Source organism: Streptomyces sp. SD15 (assembly GCF_054462255.1).
Genome location: NZ_JBTLMO010000011.1, coordinates 52,237 through 74,366 on the forward strand (window position 1 = coordinate 52,237; position 22,130 = coordinate 74,366).

The window sequence follows — 22,130 nt, forward strand, 5'->3', positions numbered from 1 at the left end:
GAGTCGTACGCCATGGAGCACATCCCCGCAGCCGCCTGGCTCACCGAGGCCGCGAGCGCGGCAGACAAGCAGGGCCCGGGCAATCTGCTGCGTGTCGTGCTGATCGTGATGGTCGTCGGGGTGGTCCTGACCGCCTGGTTCCTGCTGCGCGGGTACAAGCGCGACGACTGAGACTCCCTCCGTCGCCGTGCAGCGGCGCGCCCCTGAGCGGCGTACACGGCCACCGGCGTCCCCAACGGCGGAGTCGGCGTGATCGCGGCCGAGGCACCCGCTTACGATGAGCCGACATCTTTATCCCGCCCACACCGGATAGGTCCTGCCGAGATGAGCTTGCACAGCACCGCCGCACAGTTGGTCGCCCTTGCCGCCGAAGGCGAGGAAGGCGGCAACCACGAGAGCCTCAGCCCGTACCTGACCGGTGGTGGCGCCTTCTTCATCCTGCTTCTGCTGCTGTGGATCACCACCCGCTTCAACCGCGACCGCTGAGTATTTTCGGCCGCCCCGAGCCGTCCCGAGGGACCCCTGTCCGGCAGAGCCCGTCGACCGGGCCGGTAGGGTCTGCACGCATGGGAGAGCAGGACATGCCTACCGGTCCGGCGAGTGACACGGAGAGCGGCGCCGACGGCGCCGCCGAGGGCGGCGCGCCCGACAACACGACGAGCGGCGCGCTCGGCGGCATAGGGACCGGCGCGCCGGGCAACACAGTGAGCGGCGCGGCGAGCCGTCTGTCGACCGGCCCCGGAAGCGGCCCCTCGAATCCGGGCAAGCGCCGCCTCGGCGTCATGGGCGGAACGTTCGACCCGATCCACCACGGGCACCTCGTGGCGGCCAGCGAGGTCGCCGCCCAGTTCCACCTCGACGAGGTGGTGTTCGTACCGACCGGGCAGCCGTGGCAGAAGAGCGACCGCAAGGTCTCCCCGGCCGAGGACCGCTATCTGATGACGGTCATCGCCACCGCCGAGAACCCGCAGTTCTCGGTGAGCCGCATCGACATCGACCGCGGTGGCCCGACCTACACCACGGACACTTTGCGCGATCTGCGCGCGCTCAACCCCGACGCCGACCTCTTCTTCATCACGGGCGCCGACGCGCTCGGCCAGATCCTCACCTGGCGGTACGCGGAAGAGCTGTTCTCCCTTGCGCACTTCATCGGGGTCACCCGGCCCGGCCACACCCTGACCGACCCGGGGCTGCCCGAGGGCGGCGTCTCGCTCGTCGAGGTTCCCGCGCTCGCCATCTCCTCCACAGACTGCCGTGCGAGAGTCGCCAAGGGTGATCCCGTCTGGTACCTGGTGCCGGACGGTGTTGTGCGCTATATCGACAAGCGCGAGCTGTACCGCGGCGCATGAGCCGAGAGGGGCACCGGTGAACGACCGATACGACGGATACGCGGGCGGCGACCAGTACGAGCTCGTCGGCTACGACGAGTTCGGGCAGCCTGTGTACCGGCAGGCGCCGCCCCAACAGCCCCAGCAGGGCTACGACCCCTATGCGCAGCCCCCACAGCAGCATCAGGGCTACGGCTACGACCCGTACGCGGCCGGCGCGACCTATGACACCGGTCAGCAGCAGCCCGTGTCGTCCTATGACACCGGTCAGCAGCAGCCCGTGTCGTCCTACGACACCGGCCGGCAAACAGCTGTCCCCGAGCACGACCCCTACGACCCGTACGGCAACGGAGCACCCGGAGCCGCCGGGACGGCGACCGCGTACGACCCCTACGGGCAGACGGCGCAGACCGGCCGGACAGGGCAGGTCGGGCAGACCGGCCGGGCGGGGTGGGGCGGACAGACCCCGGGCGCGGCCGGCCCCGGGAGCACGAGCACCGGGCAGCAGCCGCGGGTCGCTGAACAGACCGCCTACATCCCGCAGCAGGCGCGTCCCGCGGAGGAGAGCGAGCCCCGGGCCGACCGGGACTACCGCACCGAGCAGTTCGCCTTCGTCGAGGAGCAGGAAGGCGAACCCGAAGACGTCATCGACTGGCTGAACTTCACCGAGAACCGCACCGAGCGCCGTGAGGAGGCCAAGCGCCGCGCCCGCAGCAGGATCGTCGCCCTGGTCGTGGTGTTCGCCCTGGTCGCGGTCGGCGGCGTCGGCTACCTCTGGTACGCGGGCAAGCTGCCCGGCACGTCCTCGGAGGGCGAGTCCGCGGCGACGACGGCCACAGGCGCCCAGAAGCGTGACGTGATCGTCGTCCACCTGCACAACACGAAGGGCGGCGACACCGCCACGGCGCTGCTCGTCGACAACACCACCACCAAGCAGGGCACCACGGTCCTGCTGCCCAACTCCCTTGCCCTGACGGACGCCAACGGCTCGACGACCACGCTCGCCAAGTCCGTCGACGACGACGGCTCCTCCGGGACTCGGGACGCGATCGACACGGTCCTCGGGACCGAAGTCCAGGGCACCTGGCGCCTCGACACCCCGTACCTCAACAACCTCGTCGAACTCGTCGGCAACATCGACATCACCACCAACACCGCTGTGCCGGACCCCGATTCCAAGGAGAAGGGCGAGTCGCCCCTCGTGAAGAAGGGCGAGAACCAGACCCTCAGCGGCAAGATGGCCGTCGCCTATGCCACCTACCGGGCCTCCGGCGAGTCCCAGAACGCGCAGTTGGAGCGGTTCGGACAGGTCATGCAGGGCGTGCTGCGCAAGCTGTCCTCCGACAAGGAGGCCGCGACCACCACCGTGCAGACCCTGGCGCAGATCCTCGACCCGTCGCTGACCGACCAGGACCTCGGCGCCTTCCTCGCCAAGCTCGCCGACCTCGCCAAGGGCGGCGACTACAAGACGGCGCTGCTGCCCGTGCAGCAGGACGGCACTCTGAGCGAGAGCGCCACCGACAGCGTGGTCAAGGAGGTGCTCGGCGGTACCGCGACGAGTCCCGACGCCGACGCCGCCGTCCGCGTCGGCATCAAGAACGCCACCGGCAACAAGGACGCCACCGAGAAGGCCCGTGTCGTCCTGGTCAATGGCGGCTACACCTTCCTGGACTCCGGCACGGCCGCGACCGCCCAGAGCGTGTCCCAGATCACGTACACCGACGCCGCCGAGAAGGACGACGCCGTCGAGGTCGCGAAAACCCTGGGTCTACCGACCAGCACCGTGAAGAAGGGCAAGGACACCTCCAACGCGGACGTGTCCGTGGTCCTCGGCCAGGACTACAAGGTGAGCACTTCCACCGGGTGATCCAGTGATGGTCGGGAGGTGACAGCCGTCACGTCCCGACCGCACCCCGGGGCGTGGTCGGAGAAACGCGTGGGGTGTCGTCGGCGGTCCGTGAGACCCTTGTGTCATAACTGACCGCCGACGGAAAGCCGCGTAGTGACCGCCACGGACCGCTCCATCGAGCTCATCAAGACCGCCGCGCAGGCGGCCGCCGACAAGCTCGCGCACGACATCATCTCCTACGACGTCAGCGACGTTCTCTCGATCACCGACGCCTTCCTGCTGGCGTCCGCCCCCAACGACCGCCAGGTCAAGTCGATCGTCGACGAGATCGAGGAGCGGCTGAGCAAAGAGCTCGGCGTCAAGCCGGTGCGCCGCGAGGGCGACCGCGAGGCCCGCTGGGTGCTGCTCGACTACGTCGACATCGTGGTGCACGTGCAGCACAGCGAGGAGCGCGTCTTCTACGCCCTGGAGCGGCTGTGGAAGGACTGCCCGGAGCTGGACCTGCCCGCCGACGCCAAGGCCACCCGCGGCAAGGCCGCCGAGCACGCCAAGCTGCAGGCCGAGGAGGACTCCGCCGAACTCGAGGAACTGCGGTGACCGCGGCGGGGGCGGCGGCCGAGCAGAAGCCGGGCCGGGGCCGCCGCGTCATCCTCTGGAGGCACGGCCAGACCTCCTGGAACGTGGAGCGCCGCTTCCAGGGCACCACGGACGTCGAGCTCACCGAGACCGGCGTCGGCCAGGCCCGCCGCGCCGCCCGGCTGCTCGCCTCGCTGAAGCCGAACGCGATCGTCGCCTCGGACCTCCGGCGTGCGGCCGGCACGGCCGCCGAGCTGTCCGCGCTCACCGATCTCGACGTCACGCACGACGACGGCCTGCGCGAGACCTACGCGGGCGTCTGGCAGGGGCTGACGCACGAGGAGATCATCACCCGCTACGGCGACGAGTACGCCGCCTGGAAGCGCGGTGAGCCGGTGCGCCGCGGCGGTGGCGAACTGGAGTCCGAGGTCGCCGACCGCGCCGCCCCGGTGGTGCTGCGGCACGCCGACAAGCTCCCCGACGACGGCACCCTCGTGGTGGTCAGCCACGGCGGCACGATCCGCACGACCATCGGGCGTCTGCTCGGCCTGGAGTCCCAGCACTGGGAGAGCCTCGGCGGCCTCTCCAACTGCTGCTGGTCCGTCCTCGGAGAGGGCGCGCGAGGGTGGCGGCTGCTCGAGCACAATGCCGGCACGCTGCCGGAGCCAGTGCTCGGCGACGACGACTGAGCGGCCCCTGTCCGGTCCCGCGGGCCCGGCGGGACCGGATTTCACTTTCCGGCTGGTCGCAGGCTAAAGTTCTTCTTGTTCGCCCCGCCGGGCGGGAAGAACGCAAGGGGCTATAGCTCAGTTGGTAGAGCGCCTGCATGGCATGCAGGAGGTCAGGAGTTCAATTCTCCTTAGCTCCACAGATCGTCTCTCTTGAGTCGTCTCTCTTGAGTCGTCGAAGACGAGTGACAAGGATCCCGTTCCCTTCAGGGGGGCGGGATTTTTTGTGCGCCCCATGCAGGGTGGCGGTGGCCACAGCGCGTTGGGCACAGCGATGTCGATGGTCTACGGCACGAAGAACAGGTCACGGTAAGGGGAGTTGGTGGCCAGGATGTCGCCGCCGCCGTCTCGCCGTTCACCGTCCCGCTCGTGCTCGGTGGCCACGGTGCGGTCACACTCTTCTTGAACCGGCTTGAGTCACTTGGGGCTCCCGGGGCGTATACCTCTGCGGACGCGCTCCTCTTGTGCACGTATGCGCTGGCCGCGACGGCCACGTCGGGTGCCGTGTCCGGACTGGTACGAAGGCGTCGCTGACCGTATTGCTCCGGCCGTGGCAGAATCAAACGGCCGGAAGGGGGCGCGGCCCGACGGGAGGGAGATGCGATGCCTGCGAGCATCCTCGAGGAGGTCGACGATCTCCTCGATGCGGCACGGAAACGGAGAACAGCCACCCTCCTCGACTGCCCTTCCTGCGGATCCGTCCACGTAGCCCAGGTCCTCGGCGACAACGGCGGGATCTCCTACGTGTGCACGGCCTGCGGCCACAGCTGGAGCTGATCGATGGGTGCACACAGGCGGAAATGCGATTGGTGCGGCAGTGGCACGCCGATCGTCCGCGACATGGAACCGGTCAATCACGACTATCAGTACTGGTGCGAGGAATGCGCGCGGGCGCTGATCATAAAAGGCGACCCGATCGAGACGTACCGCGAGCTGGAGGGCGAGCCGATCTACGGCCGGCTCCTCGACGAACACTGCACGCTCAAACGGTTCTATTCGTTCGCGACAGCTTGAGCCCGCCGCGGCCGGACCCGACCCGTCCGCGGCCGGACGATGCCGGCCCGGGCCGCGGCGAGGGCCAGGACGGCGAAACCGGCCCCTCCGTAGAGGGCCGACAGCGTCAACTCGACGCCGTTCTGGTGCAACTCGAGCCGTCCCGGGCCGTGTGGCACCCACCACAGCGCGTAGGAGCAGAAGACCAGCGCCGTACCGCCGGCGGCCGCTCGACCGCGCGTCCCGAGGACCATCGCCATTGGCACGCACCACACCCAATGGTGCGACCACGACACCGGACTGACCAGCAGCGCCGCCACCGCGCAGGCGATCACCGCCCAGGCCCGCCGCCCGCGCAGCTCCGCGGCCACGGCGACCGCGAGGCCCACAGACCCCACCACGGCCGCCACGGCGATCCACCAGAAGCCGGGCTGAGTGGTGTGCAGCAGCCGGGCCAGCACCCCGCGCAGCGATTGGTTCGCGGTGTCCTCCACGAGCCCGACCCGGCCCGCCTCGAAGACCTTGCGGCTCCAGAAGCGCCATGAGTCGTACGGCAGGACGACGGCCGCCGCCAGCGTTGCCGCGGCGAACGCGACGGCCGCCCCGCGCGCGTGCCGCAGCCAGGTTCCTCCATGGCGCCGCCGCGCGTGTTCCACGACACCGGTGAGCAGCAGGAACACCGCGAAGAGCGCCGGCGTCAGCTTGATCGCCGCCGCGATCCCGATGCCCACTCCGGCCCAGCGGTGCCCGGGCTGCCGCGTCAGGTCCCACAACACGAGCACGGCGAGCAGCAGATTCACCTGCCCGTACCGCAGCGTCGTCCACACCGGCTCGCACCACACGGCCGCCGCCGACGCCCACCAGACGCTCTCCACGCGCGTGTGGCCGACGAGGCGCAGCGAGAGGGTCACGAACACCACAAGAAGGGCCAGATTTCCGGCCGTCGCAAGCGTCCGCATGCTCGCGGTGTCCAGCAGCGTCAGCGGCGTGAACAGCAGCGCCGCGAACGGCGGGTAGGTGGTGGGCAGATGGGCCTCGGTCGTGCGCAGCGCGTAGAGGTCGCCGCCCGTGCGTACCGTCTCGCCCTCCGCCCGGTACACCATCAGGTCGATCATCGACACGTGTGCCGCCCGCTGCGCGCACCAGAAGGCCGCGAAGGACAACAGGCACGCTCCCAGGGCGATGGGCGCACAGCGGCGGACACGGGGAAGCGCGATCACGGTCACGGCAGCCGACACTATCCCCCATGTCCGTAATGTCAGCACAGCGCGGAATCGATTTGGTGGTGCACCGGGAGGACCGTGTAATGTTGGCGTCGCCGCCGGGGAGACCGGGCGACGCGGTCAATATGCGGCTCCGCCGCGTGGCCACAAGGGGCTATAGCTCAGTTGGTAGAGCGCCTGCATGGCATGCAGGAGGTCAGGAGTTCAATTCTCCTTAGCTCCACAGAAGTTGAAGGCGGGCCACCCGATCAGGGTGGCCCGCCTTCGTCGTGTTCAGCGGCCGCTGCCGAGTGCCCGACGGCCACGCCGCTGGGAGAGGACCGGCAGGTTGTTGCGCGAGGGGGCGGAGGACTCCTCCTCGATACGCAGGGCCAGCGCCGGGCAGCGGCGTACGGCCCGCAGTGCCTTTGCTTCCGCGTACCGGGGCACCTGCGCCTGCGCGACGGTCGGGAAGCCGTCGGCGCCCAGCTCGAAGACCTCCGGAAGGATGTCCGCGCACAGGCCGTGCCCGCGGCACAGGGTCCAGTCGACGTAGATCTTCTGGCGGCTGGGACCGGCCTCCTCCTGCGCCTGGCCGCCCGGGATGCCCGTGGGGAGCTGGCCGCCCTCGAAGAGCGGCAGAACGCCCTCCACGGGCCTTCCGCAGCCGTTTCCGAGGACATGTGCGGCCAGGTCGTCCGTGAACGCCTTGAGGGTCGACTCGATGAACATCGAGGAGCCGTCGGGGTGCGAGCACGCGCCGCGCCGCTTGACGGACTTGGCGACCTGCTTCACGGCCTCCAGGGCGGCAGGGCCGCCGCCGTTGAGGATGTCCTCCAGGCCGCGCGCCGCGGCGGGCAGGCCGAGGTAGCAGGGACCGCACTGTCCCGCGCTCTCCTCGGCCAGCCACTGCGCCACCCGGAGCGACTCGCCGAGCGGGCATGTCTCCTGCCTGATCGGGAGAATCGCGCCGGCACCGAGGGCGCCGCCCACCGCGTCCAGGGAGTTGCGCGAGACGATCGCCTCGTTGACCGTCGCCCCGTCCAGCCACTTGCCGTGGTAGCCACCGGTCAGCACGCCCTGCGGCATGGGCGGGGCGCCCGCGAGCTGGAGCACGTACCGCAGCGGTACACCGGTCGGGACCTCGATCACCATGGGGCGGGCGACCGCACCGGAGACGGTGAGCATGACGGTGCCGGGCTCGTCGTACAGGCCGGTGTTGCGGTAGCGGTCCGGGCCGATGCGGGCGGCGATGGCCAGCTGGGCGTACGTCTCGGCGTTCGACAACAGCGTCGGCGCACCGCCGACGCCGCTCTGCGAGGCGCTGATCTTGCGGCCCGGTGGGATGGCCGGGCCGCCGTCGATGGAGCGGATGAGCGAGGCGGCCGCGCCGGTCACCATCCGCACCGGATTGCGCTGCACGCGCGCGCGGAGGGGCGATCCGCGCCGGTCGCTCAGCCCGCGCTCGGCCAGGGCGGCCTCCATGGACCGCTGGGTCGACTCGCGGGTCACCCCGATGACCAGAGTGCGCGCGCCCATGGCCTCGGCCGCCAGCAGGGCTCCGTCCAGGATGAGATGCGGGGCACGGTTGATGAGCACCGTGTCCTTGCGGCAGGCGGGTTCGTCCTCACTTCCGTTGACGACCACCACGGGGCGGATGCCCTTCTTGATGGCCGACTCGGCGACCGAGCGCAGTTTCTTGCCGAAGGGGAAGCCCGCGCCGCCACGGCCCTTCAGGGAGATCGCCTCGGCGAGGCCCGCGAGCTGTTCGCCGCCCATCGGTTCGAGCGGCCCATGCACCTTGAGGTGCATGGGTAGATCGAGTCGTTCAACCAGGTCGAAACCCGACGTGAGCTGCGGAAGTCCGACGACGCGGACCTCCGGGACGTCGGGCAGGGCCTCGTTCACTTAAAGCCTCCGGAAGGGGCATTCCATGGTTCACCGGAGCCAGGAGCGTCGAAGGCGCCCGGCAGTACGTCAGTCGTGGGACCGCTGTCGTACGTGTCGTTGGGGTTGTACGTACCGTAGGCGGGGTTCGTCTCACCGGTGTTGTACACGTCACTCGTGCCGTACCCATTGGCGGCCGAATTGTCATAGACAGGGATGTTGTATCCCGTGTCGGCGAGCGGGTCGTACGCGGAGCGGGGCGCCTCGCCGACGGGCGGCGGGGAGGGGATGGGCCAACTGCCCGACGTACTGCCGCCGCCGTCCATGCGGGGCATCGTCTCCGTGGGCTGCATGTCCATGGGCATCTGGAAGCGCTCCGTCGGGTCGGGGCCCGTGGGATTCCCGCCGGGCGTGCCCGACACGGCCCGGTAGGCGGCCGCGAAGCCGGAGCCCGCGCCCGCGGCGGCAGCGGGGTCGACCGGGGTCTGGTAGAGCGACTGTTCCGGGGACGGCGTGCGCTGCGGGGGTACGAACGAGTCTCCCGCGGACTGCGGAGCGGGGCGCGGGGCGAAGCCCGGCAGGGAGGTGTCCGCCAGGGCGGCACGGGATGCCGTCAGGTCATCGCGGGCCGAGCTGGCGCCGAGGCCGTTGCCTTCGCCGAGGATCGCCAGGACCCGGTCGGCGACCGTGCGCTTGAAGGGGGCGGGCGCGATGCGCAGCGCGAGGGCAGCCATGACCGCGACCAGGCACAGGCTGTACAGGATCACGAAGATCGGCTTTGCCTCGCGTCCGGCGTAAAGGCCGTGGACCAGCGCGGAGCACCAGGCCGGGTACGCCAGCATGTGCATCGCGCGCCAGCGCGCCGCGACGGGTGCCGGAGACGCGAAGGCGCTGCGCAACGCCCCGGTGACGGCCGTGAAGATCATGAGCAGTCCGGCCAGGGAGCCGAAGCCGATGAGCCCGGCGGTCCCCGTGACGCCCAGGCTGAAGGGGATCAGCGCGGCGATCACGGTGGTGTGGTCGAGCGCCAGCTTGACCGAGATGTGCAACAGCAGGAAGGCGACCGAGGACACCGCGGTCGTCCGGTGTACCGCCTGGGCGATCAGCCGCTGGCGCGTGTCGAGGAACAGCCGGTCGGACGCCACCAGCCCCCAGATCACGGAGCAGGAGAGGGCGACCAGCGACAGCACGCCGGCGCCGAAGTTGAGGAAGTCACGGACTTTGTCACCTCCTACGAGCACGACCATGGGTATGAGGAGCAGGGCGGCACCAGTGGCCGCCCCGTAGGCCGAGCGGCCCGCTCGGGGTAGCGAGCCGGTGTTGCGACGAGGGTTCATGGGGGGTTACTCCCAACGGTTCGGGGAAGCGGTCCCGAAGCCGCACTCTAAGTCGAGCCATACCGATGGGTACCAGGTTTGAGTTATTGCGTTGTTATCAACGGGCTGCGAGCGCCTCGTGTTGTCCCTTAGATTCTGTTACGCGAAGTAACATTTGAATATTGTTCAGTTTTTTTGGCGTGATCGCGACGGTGGCGCGCGGTGTTTCGGCGCGGCCGGAAGCTCGTCGCGGCGTGCGCGGCGGCTGCGGTACCCTGACGCCATGCGTGCCGTACGCCTTCTGCTTAGCGAGCCGCGCTGATGAGTCCCGACCACTGACGATTCGTGGTCGGAATCGGCGCGGCGTCCCCTCCTGTGCGAGGGGATTTTTCATTTCTAAGCCGCTGGCAGAGACGATCGATGGAGCTTTGAGGATCATGAGCGAGACGAACCCCGCTGCCGCCTCCGAGGTGGCAGCGCCGCACCGCTACACGGCCGCGATGGCCGCGGAGATCGAGGCACGCTGGCAGGACTTCTGGGACGCCGAGGGCACCTACGAGGCGCCGAACCCGAGTGGTGACCTGGCGGGCGACCCCGCGCTGGTCGCCAAGCCCAAGAAGTTCATCATGGACATGTTCCCGTACCCCTCGGGTGCGGGCCTGCACGTCGGCCACCCGCTGGGCTACATCGCCACCGACGTATTCGCCCGGTTCCAGCGCATGACGGGCCACAACGTCCTGCACACCCTGGGCTTCGACGCCTTCGGCCTGCCCGCCGAGCAGTACGCCGTGCAGACGGGCACCCACCCGCGCGTGTCCACCGAGGCCAACATCGAGAACATGAAGGTCCAGCTGCGCGCGCTGGGCCTGGGCCACGACAAGCGCCGGTCGTTCGCCACGATCGACCCGGACTACTACAAGTGGACCCAGTGGATCTTCCTGCAGATCTTCAACTCCTGGTACGACGACGAGGCGAACAAGGCCCGTCCGATCTCCGCGCTGATCGCTCAGTTCGAGAGCGGCGAGCGCGCCGTACCGCGCGATGACGGCCACGCGCGCGCGTGGAACGAGCTGACCGCCGCCGAACGCGCCGACGTGCTGAGCGGCTACCGGCTGGCGTACGCCTCCGACGCGCCTGTCAACTGGTGCCCCGGGCTGGGCACCGTACTGGCCAACGAGGAGGTCACGGCCGACGGGCGCTCCGAGCGCGGCAACTTCCCCGTCTTCAAGGCCAAGCTGCGCCAGTGGAACATGCGCATCACGGCCTACGCGGACCGCCTGCTGGACGACCTGGAGGCGCTGGACTGGCCCGAGGCCATCAAGCTGCAGCAGCGCAACTGGATCGGCCGTTCCGAGGGCGCCCGCGTCGACTTCCCGATCGACGGCGAAGCCATCACGATCTTCACCACGCGCCAGGACACCCTGTTCGGCGCCACCTACATGGTGCTGGCGCCCGAGCACCCGCTGGTCGACAAGTTCGTCCCGGACGCCTGGCCCGAGGGCACCCACGACGTGTGGACGGGCGGCCACGCCACGCCGGCCGAGGCCGTCGCCGCGTACCGCGCGCAGGCCGCCTCGAAGTCGGACGTCGAGCGCCAGGCCGAGGCCAAGGACAAGACCGGCGTCTTCACCGGCGAGTACGCGACCAACCCGGTCAGCGGTGAGAAGATCCCGGTCTTCATCGCCGACTACGTGCTGATGGGCTACGGCACCGGCGCGATCATGGCCGTCCCGGCGCACGACACCCGCGACTTCGCCTTCGCGCGCGCCTTCGAGCTGCCGATGCGCTGTGTCGTCGAACCCTCGGACGACAGGGGCACCGACACCTCGACGTGGGACGACGCCTTCGCCTCGTACGACGCGAAGATCGTCAACTCCTCCAGTGACGCCGTCGCGCTGGACGGGCTGGGTGTCACCGAGGCCAAGGAGCGCATCACCGAGTGGCTGGCGCGGACCGGCATCGGCGAAGGCACCGTCAACTTCCGGCTGCGCGACTGGCTGTTCAGCCGCCAGCGCTACTGGGGCGAGCCCTTCCCGATCGTCTACGACGAGGACGGTGTCGCGCACCCGCTGCCCGAGTCGATGCTGCCCCTGGAACTGCCCGAGGTCGAGGACTACTCGCCGCGCACCTTCGACCCGGACGACGCCAACACGTCCCCGGAGACGCCGCTGTCCCGCAACGAGGACTGGGTGAACGTCACCCTGGACCTGGGCGACGGCCGTGGCCCGCAGAAGTACCGCCGCGAGACCAACACCATGCCCAACTGGGCCGGTTCGTGCTGGTACGAGCTGCGCTACCTGGACCCGCACAACGACCAGAAGCTGGTCGACCCGGCCATCGAGCAGTACTGGATGGGCCCGCGCGAGGGGCAGCCGCACGGTGGCGTCGACCTGTACGTGGGCGGCGCCGAGCACGCCGTGCTGCACCTGCTGTACGCGCGCTTCTGGTCGAAGGTCCTGTTCGACCTGGGCCATGTCTCGTCCCCCGAGCCGTTCCACAAGCTGTTCAACCAGGGCATGATCCAGGCCTACGTCTATCGCGACAGCCGTGGCATCGCGGTGCCCGCCGCCGAGGTGGAGGAGCGCGACGGCGCGTACTACCACCAGGGCGAGAAGGTCTCCCGACTGCTGGGCAAGATGGGCAAGTCCCTGAAGAACGCGGTCACTCCGGACGAGATCTGCGCCGAGTACGGCGCGGACACACTGCGCCTGTACGAGATGGCGATGGGTCCCCTGGATGTGTCGCGTCCGTGGGACACGCGCGCGGTGGTGGGCCAGTACCGGCTGCTGCAGCGGCTGTGGCGCAACGTCGTCGACGAGACCACGGGCGAGGTCACGGTGGTCGACGCCGAGGCCGACGAGGACACTCTGCGGGCCCTGCACAAGGCGATCGACGGCGTACGTCAGGACCTGGAGGGCCTGCGCTTCAACACGGCCATCGCCAAGGTCACCGAGCTGAACAACCACCTGACCAAGGCGGGCGGCCAGGTGTCGCGCACGGTCGCCGAGGCTCTGGTGCTGCTGGTCGCGCCGCTGGCCCCGCACATCGCCGAGGAGCTGTGGCGCAAGCTGGGCCACACCGACTCGGTGGTCCACCAGGACTTCCCCGTGGCCGACCCCGCGTACGTCGTGGACGAGGCCGTGACCTGCGTCGTGCAGATCAAGGGCAAGGTCAAGGCGCGGCTGGAGGTTTCCCCGTCGATCTCCGACGCGGAGCTGGAGAAGATCGCGCTGGCCGACGAGAAGGTCGTGGCCGCGCTGGACGGCGCCGGCATCCGCAAGGTGATCGTGCGGGCGCCGAAGCTGGTGAACATCGTTCCCGCGTAGATCGGATGGGGTGGCTCCCTCAAGTCGGTGGGGTCACTCCGGCGAAGATCGGGTGGGTCACTCCGGCCAAGATCGAGTGGGGTCACTCCGGCCAAGATCAGGTGGGTGGCTCCCGCGGAGGTCGCGTGGGGTGGTTCCGGCGTTCATCGCGTGGGGCGGCCGAGCGCCCTCGCCCGGTTCGGGCGGGACGTCGGGGTAGTCCCCTACGGGCAGGTTCGGGGTTCTTCTGGAACTCCGGACCTGCCCGTTGCGTTTACCGTTGAAGAGCGCCGCGGCGACAGCCGCGACGGGCCCGAGGAGGAGCGTGTGGAAGCCGTGATCGCAGTAATCGCGCTGCTCTTCCTACTGTTCGTGGTGCTGGGCGCGTATGCCACGGTGAAGGTGGTCGGCGCGGCGAAGCGTGGCGTGGACCGCACGATCTCGCAGGCCCGCCGCACCGTCGAGGACACCACTCTGCGCGCCAAGACCCTCGCCCAACCGGGCCCGGCGGGCGAGATCGCCCAGTTGAGGCTGAAGCTGCGCACGTCGATGCGGGCCACACAGGACGCGTTGCAGGCGGGCGTGACCGACGACGAGTCCCTGAAGGAATCCCTGGGGCTCTTCGAGCGGCTCAGTGCGCACGGGCGCGAGCTGGACGACGAGCTCAAGCGCCTGGAGTCCGAACCTGACAGGGGTGCACTCATCGCGCGGCTGCCCGGGCTGCGTGCGCGTACGGAGCGGATCACGCAGTCCGCGGATTCGCTGCGCTGGGCGGCGCGCGACCGGGCCCGCCGGTTCGCGGACGACGACCTGGACTCGCTGAGCGCGCAGATTGACGTCGAGGCAGGTGCGTTGCGGCACTGGACGACCGAGCCGAAGTCCGCGGCCTCCTGGCCCGAGGCACCGGCACCGGACGCGGCCGCTTCCTCCGGCCAGACCTGGCCGGGGCCTGCTGAGTCCCGTACCGCCGACGAGCCGACGCCTCCCGCCATCACCCCGCCGGGTCGACGGCCCAGCTACCCCTGGCAGAAGAAGGCCCGTCCCGAGAACACGACTTGACCGGACCTCGACCGCAGGTGAGAGGGGGCGGGCTGCCGTCCGGGCCCCCCGCCGGGTAACCTCCAGTTCATGTCCCGCCATGTCGCGATCGTCACCGATTCAACGGCCTACTTGCCGCCCCGGACGATGGAGCGCCACGGCATCACCGCGGTGCCCCTGACCGTGGTTCTCGGCGATCAGGCACTCGAAGAGGGCACGGAGATCTCGGCCCGCTCCCTGGCCCAGGCGCTCCAGAAGCGGCGCCCCGTCACCACATCGCGTCCCAGCCCCGAGGTCTTCGCCGCGACGTACCGCAAGGTCGCCGAGTCGGGCGCGACCGGCATCGTCTCCCTGCACCTGTCCGCCGAGTTCTCGGGCACGTACGACGCCGCGGTCCTCGCGGCCCGGGAGGCTCCGGTGCCCGTGCGCGTGGTGGACACGGGGATGGTCGCGATGGCTCTCGGGTTCTGCGCGCTGTCCGCCGCAGAGTCCGGGGAGGCCGGGGGCACGATCGACGAGGCGGTTACGGCCGCCGAGAAGCGGGCCGCCGACACCTCCGCGTACTTCTACGTCGACACCCTCGATTATCTGCGCCGCGGCGGCCGCATCGGGGCCGCGCAGGCACTGCTGGGCTCCGCGCTCGCGGTGAAGCCACTGCTGCAACTCGACGGCGGGCGCATCGAACTCCTGGAGAAGGTACGAACGGCGTCCAAGGCGATCGCCCGGCTCGAGGAGATCGTGGCCGAACGCGCGGGCAGTGCCCAGGTCGACATCGCCGTGCACCATCTTGCCGCTCCCGAGCGGGCGTCGGCCCTCGCGGACCGGTTGCGGGCGCGGGTGCCGGGCCTGGCCGATCTGTATGTGAGTGAGGTCGGGGCAGTGATCGGGGCGCATACCGGGCCTGGGTTGTTGGGGGCGGTTGTCTCGCCTCGATGAGGCTCGGGGCGTGGGCCGGGTGAGGCCGAAGGGGCCGACAGGGGTGGCTGTGTCGGCTGTGACTCGTGTGGGTGACCGGGTTATCCACAAGTGGGAGGTAGTCCACGGGAATTGAGCAAGATCATCGCGAAAGTGGTGGGTTGCCCGATCCTCGACGCATGGCACTTCGATCACGCTCACGCACAGCCACTCCGACCAGTGGCCCGGGCCGCGGTCCCGTTTCCGACGGCCGCACCCGCCATCGTCGTAACCACCCGCGGAGCCGCGTCGGCAGCCGCACCCGACGTCACGAGGCCTCGGCCGAGGCACTCCGCTTGCGCGCGCAGGCACTCTTCCCCGAAACGGGCGGGGTGCGCGGGGAGTTGGGGAACAGTCCGCCGGGGGTGGATCGTGATGTGGGAGCTCCAAGGGCGAGAACCTCGGCGGGAGTCGGGGCCGCCCATGTGTGGGGGAGCGTCGCGCCTCCGCTCGACGGGGCCGTGGAGCGTGACGCTTCGGGTTCGGGGGCGGTAGGCGACGCCCCATCAGACGTCCCCGCGCGCAATGCGGCGGGGGTGTGGCGGGAGCGGGCCGGGTTTGCCGTCCGGGAGCGGATGCCCCTGTGGTTGCAGTCGAGGTGTGGCCTCGAGCGCAAGAGCGTGGTCGCGCTCTTGGTGCTGCTCTCGGTCGCCGCGGTCTTTGCCCTGCAGCACTTCTGGGCCGGCAGGACGCAATCAGTGCGGGCTCCCGAGGTGGTGCGGGCAGTGGCTCCGTACGGCGGACAGGACGGACAGGATGGACAGGACGGGGAAGACGGGGAGAACGGAGCGGGCGGACAGGACGGAGAGGCGGGGCGGCAGGCGGCTCAGCAGCCTGGTACCTCGGCCGGGGCGCTCAATCCGGTCGGCTCGGCCGGGACCGTGATCGTGGTGGACGTCAGCGGCAAGGTGCGCAGTCCTGGGCTCCAACGATTGCCGGCCGGCTCCCGGGTCGAGGATGCGCTGCGGGCCGCCGGCGGGGTTCGGCCGGGCGCGAACACGGAGGGGCTCAACCGCGCCCGCCTCCTCGTGGATGGCGAACAGGTCGTGGTCGGCGCTCCCGCTTCCGTGGCGGGAACAGGCACGGGTGGCGGCTTTGGGGTCACTGGCACCGGCGGATCCGCTTCCGGGGTGGCACCCTCCGCTCCTGTCCCCCTCAACACGGCCACCGTGGACCAACTCGACACCCTTCCGGGCGTGGGTCCCGTCCTCGCCCAGCACATCATCGAATACCGCACCCAGCACGGGGGCTTCCGCTCGGTCGACGAACTCCGCGAGGTCAATGGAATCGGCGACCGCCGGTTCGCCGATCTGCAGAACCTTGTACGGCTATGAGCGGGGCGAAGGGGGTGCGCTCGGTGGTGGCGGTCGGGGCGGTCGGGGCGGTCGGGTCCACCCGGGTCGGGTTCGGGGTGGCGCGGGGGTATTCGGCGTCGGCACCGGTGCCCTCCGTGCCCTCCGTGCCTGCCGTGCCCTCCGCTTCCGTGGATGCCGCGGCGGGCCGCCGTGCCGTGCACGTGGCCTCGGGCAAGCGTCTGGGCGCCGCGCATCCGCGGGCGGAAGGACCAACGGATCTGCGGCTCGTGCCGCCCGCTCTCGCGGCCTGGGTGACGGCGGCGGTGGCGCTGGGCGCCCCGCCCGGATGGGTCACGGGTGTGGTGGTGGGCGGCCTGATCCTGGGGGGCGCCTTGCTGGCTGCCGGGCGGAGAAGGGTGCGCACCGCGGAGGAGCACGGTGAACGGCAGTCGCCCACGTGGCCGTGGGTCTCCGTCGCCGCCGTGCTGCTCTGTGTGGCAGCGGCCGCCGCCTCCGCGGGGTTGCACGGGGCGGATCTGCGCCGCGGACCGATCCCTTCCTTGGCGCGGCAGTATGCCCAGGTGACCGCCGAGGTGGAGGTCACCTCCGACCCGCGGCTCACCCGTCCTCGGATCAAGGGAGACCACGCGACTCCGACGGCCGTGCTGCTGGAGGCGGAGGTCCGGCGCGTGACGCGCGCGGACGGAGGCGGAGCGAGTGTGGAGACGCGTACGCCGGTGCTGGTGATCGTCGACGCGAGTTCGCCGAGGGGCTCGCCTCGGCTGCCTGATCGGCGTTCGCCCTGGTTGTCGTTGCTGCCGTCCACGCGGTTGCGGGTGGCCGCGCGGCTGGCGCCCGCCTTGTCGGGAGGGGATCGGATCGCGGCCGTGTTGCGGGTGCGGGGGAGTGGGCCGCCGAAGGTGGTGGGGGAACCGTCCGGGGCGCAGCGGTTCGCCGGTCGCTTGCGCGAGGGGCTGCGGGAGGCGACCGAGGGGCTGGACGCGGACGCGCGGGCGCTGCTGCCGGGGCTGGTGGTGGGGGACACCTCACGGGTCACACCGGAGCTGGACGAGGCGTTCAAGGCGACGGATCTGACTCATTTGCTCGCCGTCAGTGGGGGTAACTTCACGATTCTGTTGGCCCTGTTCATTGGACCGCCGGGTCTTGCCCAGCGTGTTGAGCGGCGTGGCCTCGCACCGCGGCTGGGTGTTCCGCTGCGGGCGACCGCACTGCTCGGTGGCGCGGTCACGCTCGGCTTCGTGATCGTGTGCCGGCCGGACCCGAGCGTGCTGCGGGCCGCGGCCTGCGGAGGGATCGCACTGCTGGCCATCGCGACCGGACGCCGCCGATCGCTGGTTCCCGCGCTGGCCACGGCCGTCCTGCTCCTGGTGCTGTACGACCCCTGGCTGTCCCGTAGCTTCGGCTTTCTGCTCTCCGTCCTGGCGACCGGCGCCCTGCTCACGCTCGCCCCACGATGGAGTGCGGCACTCCAAAGGCGCAGAGTGCCGCCGCGTCTGGCCGAGGCACTCGCCGCCGCGGCAGCCGCGCAGGCCCTGTGCGCACCGGTCGTCGCTGTCCTGTCGGCCCGGGTGAGTCTGGTGGCGGTGCCCTGCAATCTGCTCGCGGAGTTCGCCGTCGCGCCGGCCACCGTGCTGGGTTTCGCGACACTCGCGACTGCCTCGGTGGCGCTGCCGGTTGCCAAGGGGCTTGCGTGGAGCGCGAGTTGGCCTGCTGGGTGGATCGCGGACATCGCTCGTGGCGGCGCCGCGCTGCCCGGTGGGGGAGTGGACTGGCCGGGGAGCTGGACGGGGGCCCTGCTGCTCGCCCTTGTCATGGCGGTCGTCGTGCTCGTCGGCCGACGGCTCCTGAGACACCCATGGTTGAGCGGTGCCTGCGTTGTCGTGTTCCTGCTGGTCGTGGTGCAGCCGGCACCACTCACCAAGGTGATCACGGGATGGCCGCCGCCCGGCTGGCGGCTCGCGATGTGCGACGTGGGGCAGGGCGACGCGACGGTGCTCGCGGCGGGCGACGGCACGGCAGTGGTGGTGGACGCGGGGCCCGATCCGATGCTGGTCGACCGCTGTCTGAGCGCGCTCGGCATCACCCGGATTCCGCTCGTGGTGCTGACGCACTTCCACGCCGACCATGTGGCGGGGCTGCCGGGCGTGCTGCGTGGGCGTTCGGTGGGGGCGATCGAGACGACCGGTTTCGAGGAGCCGCCGGACCAGGTCGAGTTCGTTCGGAGGGAGGCGGCCGCACGGCGCATCACGATGACACAGGCCGTGGCGGGGGAACGGCGGCGCACGGGAGATCTCGACTGGGAGGTCCTGTGGCCGCCGTCGAACCCGGCCTCGACGGCGGAAAGTCCCAACGACTCCAGTGTCGCCCTGCTCGTGCGGTCGGCGGGACTGCGGCTGCTGTTGCTCGGCGACCTTGAACCACCGGCTCAGCAGGCGCTGTTGAGATCGCCCGCGGCCGCGGAGGTGGCGGGAGTGGACGTGCTCAAGGTCGCCCATCATGGCTCGGCCTACCAGGATCCGGGGCTCATACGCACAGTGGCCCCGCGGCTTGCCCTGATTTCTTGCGGTAGGGACAACCCGTACGGGCATCCCGCGCCCAGCACGGTCGCGGCGCTGCGGGCCGGGGGTGCTGTGGTGCTGCGCACGGACGAGGACGGGGCGCTGGCCGTCGTCGGTGGGAGCGGAGGGCTGAGCGTGGCGAGAGACTGAAGACATGAATTCCGCACAGGCCGATGCCTACCTTCGTCGGATCGGGGCCCCGCACCCCGCGTGGCCCACCTCCGGTGTGCTGCGTGAGCTGCACCTTCGCCATCTGGAGACGGTGCCGTTCGAGAACCTGTCGATCCATCTGGGTGAGGAGATCGTGCTGGAGGAGAAGCGACTGCTGGACAAGGTGGTGGGCGCACGCAGGGGTGGTTTCTGCTACGAACTGAACGGTGCGTTCGGGGCGTTGCTGGGGGCGCTGGGATTCGACGTGACGCTGCTCGCGGCGCGGGTGTATGGCGAGGAGGGGCGGCTCGGGATTCCGTACGACCATCTCGCGCTGCGGGTGCGGACGGTGGACGGGGGTGACTGGCTGGCGGATGTCGGGTTCGGGGCGCACAGCCACTATCCGCTGGCTTTCGGGGAGCGGTCCGAACAGGCGGATCCGGGCGGCACCTTCAGGGTCCTCGAGGCGGGGCCGGACGCGGCGGGGGTGCGGGGCGTCGGCGGGAGGCGCGAGGCGGAGGATCTGGACGTCATCCGGGACGGCAGGCCGCAGTACCGCCTGGAGGTGCGGCCGCGGGTGCTTGGGGACTTCGTGGCGGGGGCCTGGTGGAACAGCACTTCGCCGGTGTCGCATTTCGTGCGGTCGCTGGTCTGTTCGCGGGTCACGGAGGGCGGAGGACGGATCACGCTGAGCGGTCGGAGCTTGACGGTGACGACGGCCGACGGGGTGAAGGAGGTGTCGGATCTGACTACGGACGAGGAGGTGTTGGTCACTTATCGGGAGCGCTTCGGGATCGAGTTGGACCGGGTGCCGGAGGTGCGGAAAGCCTGACCGGAGCGGTCACATGGGGTGTTTTCACGTCGCGTGGGGGGCGTCTCGTCGTTGATCGGCCACGGGTGGGGAAACCGAACGAATCGGGAGCAGCGGACGGGTCCTCTCGCCGCGGTGCAGATGCCGCCCACCGCCGGAGTGCTGAGCTGCCGGGTGCTCGCTGCGGTCAATGAGCCGGTGCCACACGCGAAGTCCGCGGTCAGTGACGCCATGGGGCGCAGTGGTGGGTTTCGGCTTGGGCTGCGTCATGACCGACCCGGGCGTCGGGACTGTCGGGCGTAGCGGAAAATGTCCTCGTGAGCGATGTGAGACATGTGTTGGTGCTGCCGGACCGCGATGCCGCGGAAGAGGCGGCGGAGGCGATCGGTGACCGGTTCGGGCTCGACGAGGAACCGCAGCTCGTACGGGACGCGCTGGCCGGCGAGGACGATGCCGAGGACGCGCAGTGGCTGGTGGTCCTGACGGATCCCCGGGAGCGGCTCGATCCGAAGGAACTGGACGAGTTCGCGGGGGAGTGGGACGGCTGGCGCGAGGAGCCGTAGGGCTCCGTGGGGGAGGGGAAGGGGGGAGGGGGAGGGGGCCGGAGACCGCGGGTGGTTCGTGAGCTGCTGGGCATTCGTGGGTTGAGGGGCGGGTGGTCCGCCCACTCGTCGGGCGTTGTCAGTGGCGCGTGGGATGCTTGTCGAGATGGCCAGGAAGACTGCTGATGACGACCCTCTCGCCCCCGTCACGCTTGCCGTGGGCCAGGAGGATCTCCTGCTCGATCGTGCCGTGCAGGAGGTGGTGGCCGCTGCCAGGGCCGCCGACGCCGACACGGATATACGGGACCTCACCCCGGACCAGTTGCAGCCCGGCACGCTTGCCGAGCTGACGAGTCCGTCGCTCTTCTCCGAGCGCAAGGTCGTGGTCGTACGCAATGCGCAGGATCTGTCGGCCGACACCATCAAGGACGTGAAGGCGTATCTGGGGGCGCCGGCCGAGGAGATCACCCTCGTGCTGCTGCACGCGGGTGCGGCCAAGGGCAAGGGGCTGCTCGATGCCGCGCGCAAGGTGGGGGCGCGGGAGGTGGCGTGCCCCAAGATGACGAAGCCCGCGGATCGGCTGGCGTTCGTGCGCAGTGAGTTCCGGGCGCTCGGGAGGTCTGCCACGCCTGAGGCCTGTCAGGCGCTCGTCGATTCCATCGGGAGTGATCTCAGGGAGTTGGCCGCCGCGGTGTCTCAGCTGACCGCGGATGTCGAGGGGACGATCGACGAGGCCGTGGTCGGACGGTATTACACCGGGCGGGCCGAGGCCTCGAGTTTTACCGTGGCCGATCGGGCCGTGGAGGGGCGGGCCGCGGAGGCATTGGAGGCGTTGCGGTGGTCCCTGGCGACCGGGGTCGCGCCCGTCATGATCACCAGTGCGTTGGCGCAGGGGGTGCGGGCGATCGGGAAGCTGTCGTCCGCGCGCGGGGGGCGTCCGGCTGATCTTGCGCGGGAGTTGGGGATGCCGCCGTGGAAGATCGATCGGGTGCGCCAGCAGATGCGGGGGTGGACGCCGGACGGGGTTGCTGTCGCGTTGCGGGCTGTCGCTGACGCGGATGCCGGTGTCAAGGGTGGTGGGGATGATCCTGCGTTCGCCCTGGAGAAGGCGGTTGTTGCCATTGCTCGGGCGGCTCGGTCCCGACGGGGTTAGGGCCTGTCCGGCGGATCATGCCGGAGGCGCGGGGTCTGGTACGCCGATCTGCGGCGTTGTCGTCGGTTGCCGACTCCCCCACTCTCGGCTTCGCTCGAGCGGGGGGACCCCCATCGCGTCGACGCCCTCCTCCGCCTTGCAGCTCGACGCGCCAGACCCCGCTCACCTGCGCTGACAAGGTGCCGCTGCTTCCCTCCGACCTGATCCGCCGGACAGGCCCTAGTCCCCGGGGGGCGGCCTGCACTGGGTTTTCGCCCCCGCCGCCCTCGCCCGTCCCAACCTTGGGGGCTCCGCCCCCAAACCTCCGTCAGGGGCGCTGCGCCCCCTGGACCTCCGCCTCGGGGGTGGCAGCCCCCAGGTATGGACGGGACGGGTAGGGGCGGCGGGGGCGTTTCCATGACGAAGGCCCCGCTCCTCCTCCTGG

Annotated in this window: 19 protein-coding genes, 2 tRNA genes and 1 pseudogene; 19 read left to right on the top strand and 3 right to left on the bottom strand. The window is 70.3% G+C overall.

The annotated features are described in order from the left end of the window. Positions 1–12: 12 nt before the first annotated feature. The 10 genes and pseudogenes from ACX28W_RS13320 (at position 13) to ACX28W_RS13365 (ending at position 5,495) form a co-directional block, all read left to right on the top strand. Positions 13–171, top strand: a complete 159-nt coding sequence (locus ACX28W_RS13320) for a hypothetical protein (RefSeq protein ID WP_458999122.1) — start codon at positions 13–15, stop codon at positions 169–171. A gap of 153 nt (positions 172–324) precedes the next feature. Continuing rightward, entirely contained in the window at positions 325–486 is a 162-nt protein-coding gene (locus ACX28W_RS13325) for a hypothetical protein (RefSeq protein WP_458999123.1), read from the top strand. An 80-nt stretch (positions 487–566) separates the two neighbouring features. Next, positions 567–1,349, top strand: coding sequence for a nicotinate-nucleotide adenylyltransferase (gene nadD, locus ACX28W_RS13330; RefSeq protein WP_458999124.1), 783 nt, complete (start codon positions 567–569; stop codon positions 1,347–1,349). A 16-nt stretch (positions 1,350–1,365) separates the two neighbouring features. Beyond that, positions 1,366–3,195: an LCP family protein gene (locus tag ACX28W_RS13335; protein ID WP_458999125.1), complete on the top strand. Its 1,830-nt coding sequence runs from the start codon at positions 1,366–1,368 to the stop codon at positions 3,193–3,195. A 135-nt stretch (positions 3,196–3,330) separates the two neighbouring features. After that, complete coding sequence (rsfS, locus tag ACX28W_RS13340; RefSeq protein ID WP_458999126.1) at positions 3,331–3,774, top strand: ribosome silencing factor; 444 nt, start codon at positions 3,331–3,333, stop codon at positions 3,772–3,774. Then, positions 3,771–4,442 (top strand): histidine phosphatase family protein, encoded by a 672-nt coding sequence (locus ACX28W_RS13345; protein WP_458999127.1) that lies wholly within the window; start codon positions 3,771–3,773, stop codon positions 4,440–4,442. The genes rsfS and ACX28W_RS13345 overlap by 4 nt, the downstream gene beginning before the upstream one ends. Before the next feature lie 106 nt (positions 4,443–4,548). After that, positions 4,549–4,621: transfer RNA gene (locus ACX28W_RS13350), tRNA-Ala, on the top strand. A 253-nt stretch (positions 4,622–4,874) separates the two neighbouring features. Next, positions 4,875–5,015 (top strand): annotated as a pseudogene (locus ACX28W_RS13355) (MFS transporter); the annotation flags it as partial. 69 nt (positions 5,016–5,084) lie between these two features. Continuing rightward, complete coding sequence (locus ACX28W_RS13360) at positions 5,085–5,258, top strand: hypothetical protein (RefSeq protein WP_458999128.1); 174 nt, start codon at positions 5,085–5,087, stop codon at positions 5,256–5,258. Positions 5,259–5,261: 3 nt separating this feature from the next. Continuing rightward, the gene (locus ACX28W_RS13365) at positions 5,262–5,495 is read left to right on the top strand and encodes a hypothetical protein (RefSeq protein WP_010986886.1); all 234 of its coding nucleotides are present in this window, start codon (positions 5,262–5,264) and stop codon (positions 5,493–5,495) included. Here the strand turns inward: ACX28W_RS13365 and ACX28W_RS13370 are convergent. After that, entirely contained in the window at positions 5,474–6,700 is a 1,227-nt protein-coding gene (locus tag ACX28W_RS13370) for a glycosyltransferase 87 family protein (protein WP_458999129.1), read from the bottom strand. The genes ACX28W_RS13365 and ACX28W_RS13370 overlap by 22 nt on opposite strands. A gap of 147 nt (positions 6,701–6,847) precedes the next feature. Between ACX28W_RS13370 and ACX28W_RS13375 the strand changes: the two genes are divergently transcribed. After that, positions 6,848–6,920 (top strand) — tRNA-Ala (locus tag ACX28W_RS13375). Positions 6,921–6,970: 50 nt separating this feature from the next. Here ACX28W_RS13375 and ACX28W_RS13380 read toward each other — a convergent pair. Together ACX28W_RS13380 and ACX28W_RS13385 are read right to left on the bottom strand one after the other, a co-directional pair. Next, positions 6,971–8,584: an NADH-ubiquinone oxidoreductase-F iron-sulfur binding region domain-containing protein gene (locus ACX28W_RS13380; protein WP_458999130.1), complete on the bottom strand. Its 1,614-nt coding sequence runs from the start codon at positions 8,582–8,584 to the stop codon at positions 6,971–6,973. After that, a complete protein-coding gene (locus tag ACX28W_RS13385) occupies positions 8,581–9,900 on the bottom strand; it encodes a cytochrome b/b6 domain-containing protein (protein ID WP_458999131.1) in 1,320 nt (439 codons plus the stop codon). Before ACX28W_RS13385 ends, ACX28W_RS13380 begins: the two co-directional genes overlap by 4 nt. Positions 9,901–10,316: 416 nt before the next feature. Here ACX28W_RS13385 and leuS point away from each other — a divergent pair, with 416 nt between their 5' ends. The 8 genes from leuS to holA all read left to right on the top strand — a co-directional run bounded on the left by leuS (position 10,317) and on the right by holA (position 21,706). Then, positions 10,317–13,205 carry a leucine--tRNA ligase gene (gene leuS, locus ACX28W_RS13390; protein ID WP_458999132.1) on the top strand — a complete coding sequence of 963 codons (2,889 nt, stop codon included), beginning with the start codon at positions 10,317–10,319 and terminating at the stop codon, positions 13,203–13,205. 306 nt (positions 13,206–13,511) lie between these two features. Next, positions 13,512–14,243 carry a hypothetical protein gene (locus tag ACX28W_RS13395; RefSeq protein ID WP_458999133.1) on the top strand — a complete coding sequence of 244 codons (732 nt, stop codon included), beginning with the start codon at positions 13,512–13,514 and terminating at the stop codon, positions 14,241–14,243. Between the two features lie 69 nt (positions 14,244–14,312). Continuing rightward, a complete protein-coding gene (locus tag ACX28W_RS13400; RefSeq protein WP_458999134.1) occupies positions 14,313–15,158 on the top strand; it encodes a DegV family protein in 846 nt (281 codons plus the stop codon). A gap of 158 nt (positions 15,159–15,316) precedes the next feature. Further along, positions 15,317–16,510 carry a helix-hairpin-helix domain-containing protein gene (locus tag ACX28W_RS13405; RefSeq protein ID WP_458999135.1) on the top strand — a complete coding sequence of 398 codons (1,194 nt, stop codon included), beginning with the start codon at positions 15,317–15,319 and terminating at the stop codon, positions 16,508–16,510. A gap of 176 nt (positions 16,511–16,686) precedes the next feature. Then, complete coding sequence (locus ACX28W_RS13410) at positions 16,687–19,200, top strand: ComEC/Rec2 family competence protein (RefSeq protein ID WP_458999246.1); 2,514 nt, start codon at positions 16,687–16,689, stop codon at positions 19,198–19,200. A gap of 4 nt (positions 19,201–19,204) precedes the next feature. Then, positions 19,205–20,032 carry an arylamine N-acetyltransferase family protein gene (locus ACX28W_RS13415; RefSeq protein ID WP_458999136.1) on the top strand — a complete coding sequence of 276 codons (828 nt, stop codon included), beginning with the start codon at positions 19,205–19,207 and terminating at the stop codon, positions 20,030–20,032. A 296-nt stretch (positions 20,033–20,328) separates the two neighbouring features. Continuing rightward, positions 20,329–20,574, top strand: coding sequence for a hypothetical protein (locus ACX28W_RS13420; protein WP_458999137.1), 246 nt, complete (start codon positions 20,329–20,331; stop codon positions 20,572–20,574). Positions 20,575–20,719: 145 nt separating this feature from the next. Beyond that, on the top strand, positions 20,720–21,706 hold the full coding sequence (gene holA, locus ACX28W_RS13425; protein WP_458999138.1) for a DNA polymerase III subunit delta: 987 nt from the start codon (positions 20,720–20,722) through the stop codon (positions 21,704–21,706). The last annotated feature ends 424 nt before the right edge of the window (positions 21,707–22,130 follow it).

Excerpts from the sequence above, each read along its gene's own strand:
- ACX28W_RS13320 (WP_458999122.1), top strand. The coding sequence starts at position 13 with ATGGAGCACATCCCCGCAGCCGCCTGGCTCACCGAGGCCGCGAGCGCG.
- ACX28W_RS13325 (WP_458999123.1), top strand. The coding sequence starts at position 325 with ATGAGCTTGCACAGCACCGCCGCACAGTTGGTCGCCCTTGCCGCCGAA.
- nadD (WP_458999124.1), top strand. The coding sequence starts at position 567 with ATGGGAGAGCAGGACATGCCTACCGGTCCGGCGAGTGACACGGAGAGC.
- ACX28W_RS13360 (WP_458999128.1), top strand. The coding sequence starts at position 5,085 with ATGCCTGCGAGCATCCTCGAGGAGGTCGACGATCTCCTCGATGCGGCA.
- ACX28W_RS13365 (WP_010986886.1), top strand. The coding sequence starts at position 5,262 with ATGGGTGCACACAGGCGGAAATGCGATTGGTGCGGCAGTGGCACGCCG.
- ACX28W_RS13385 (WP_458999131.1), bottom strand. The coding sequence starts at position 9,900 with ATGAACCCTCGTCGCAACACCGGCTCGCTACCCCGAGCGGGCCGCTCG.
- leuS (WP_458999132.1), top strand. The coding sequence starts at position 10,317 with ATGAGCGAGACGAACCCCGCTGCCGCCTCCGAGGTGGCAGCGCCGCAC.
- ACX28W_RS13400 (WP_458999134.1), top strand. The coding sequence starts at position 14,313 with ATGTCCCGCCATGTCGCGATCGTCACCGATTCAACGGCCTACTTGCCG.
- ACX28W_RS13405 (WP_458999135.1), top strand. The coding sequence starts at position 15,317 with ATGGCACTTCGATCACGCTCACGCACAGCCACTCCGACCAGTGGCCCG.
- ACX28W_RS13415 (WP_458999136.1), top strand. The coding sequence starts at position 19,205 with ATGAATTCCGCACAGGCCGATGCCTACCTTCGTCGGATCGGGGCCCCG.
- holA (WP_458999138.1), top strand. The coding sequence starts at position 20,720 with ATGGCCAGGAAGACTGCTGATGACGACCCTCTCGCCCCCGTCACGCTT.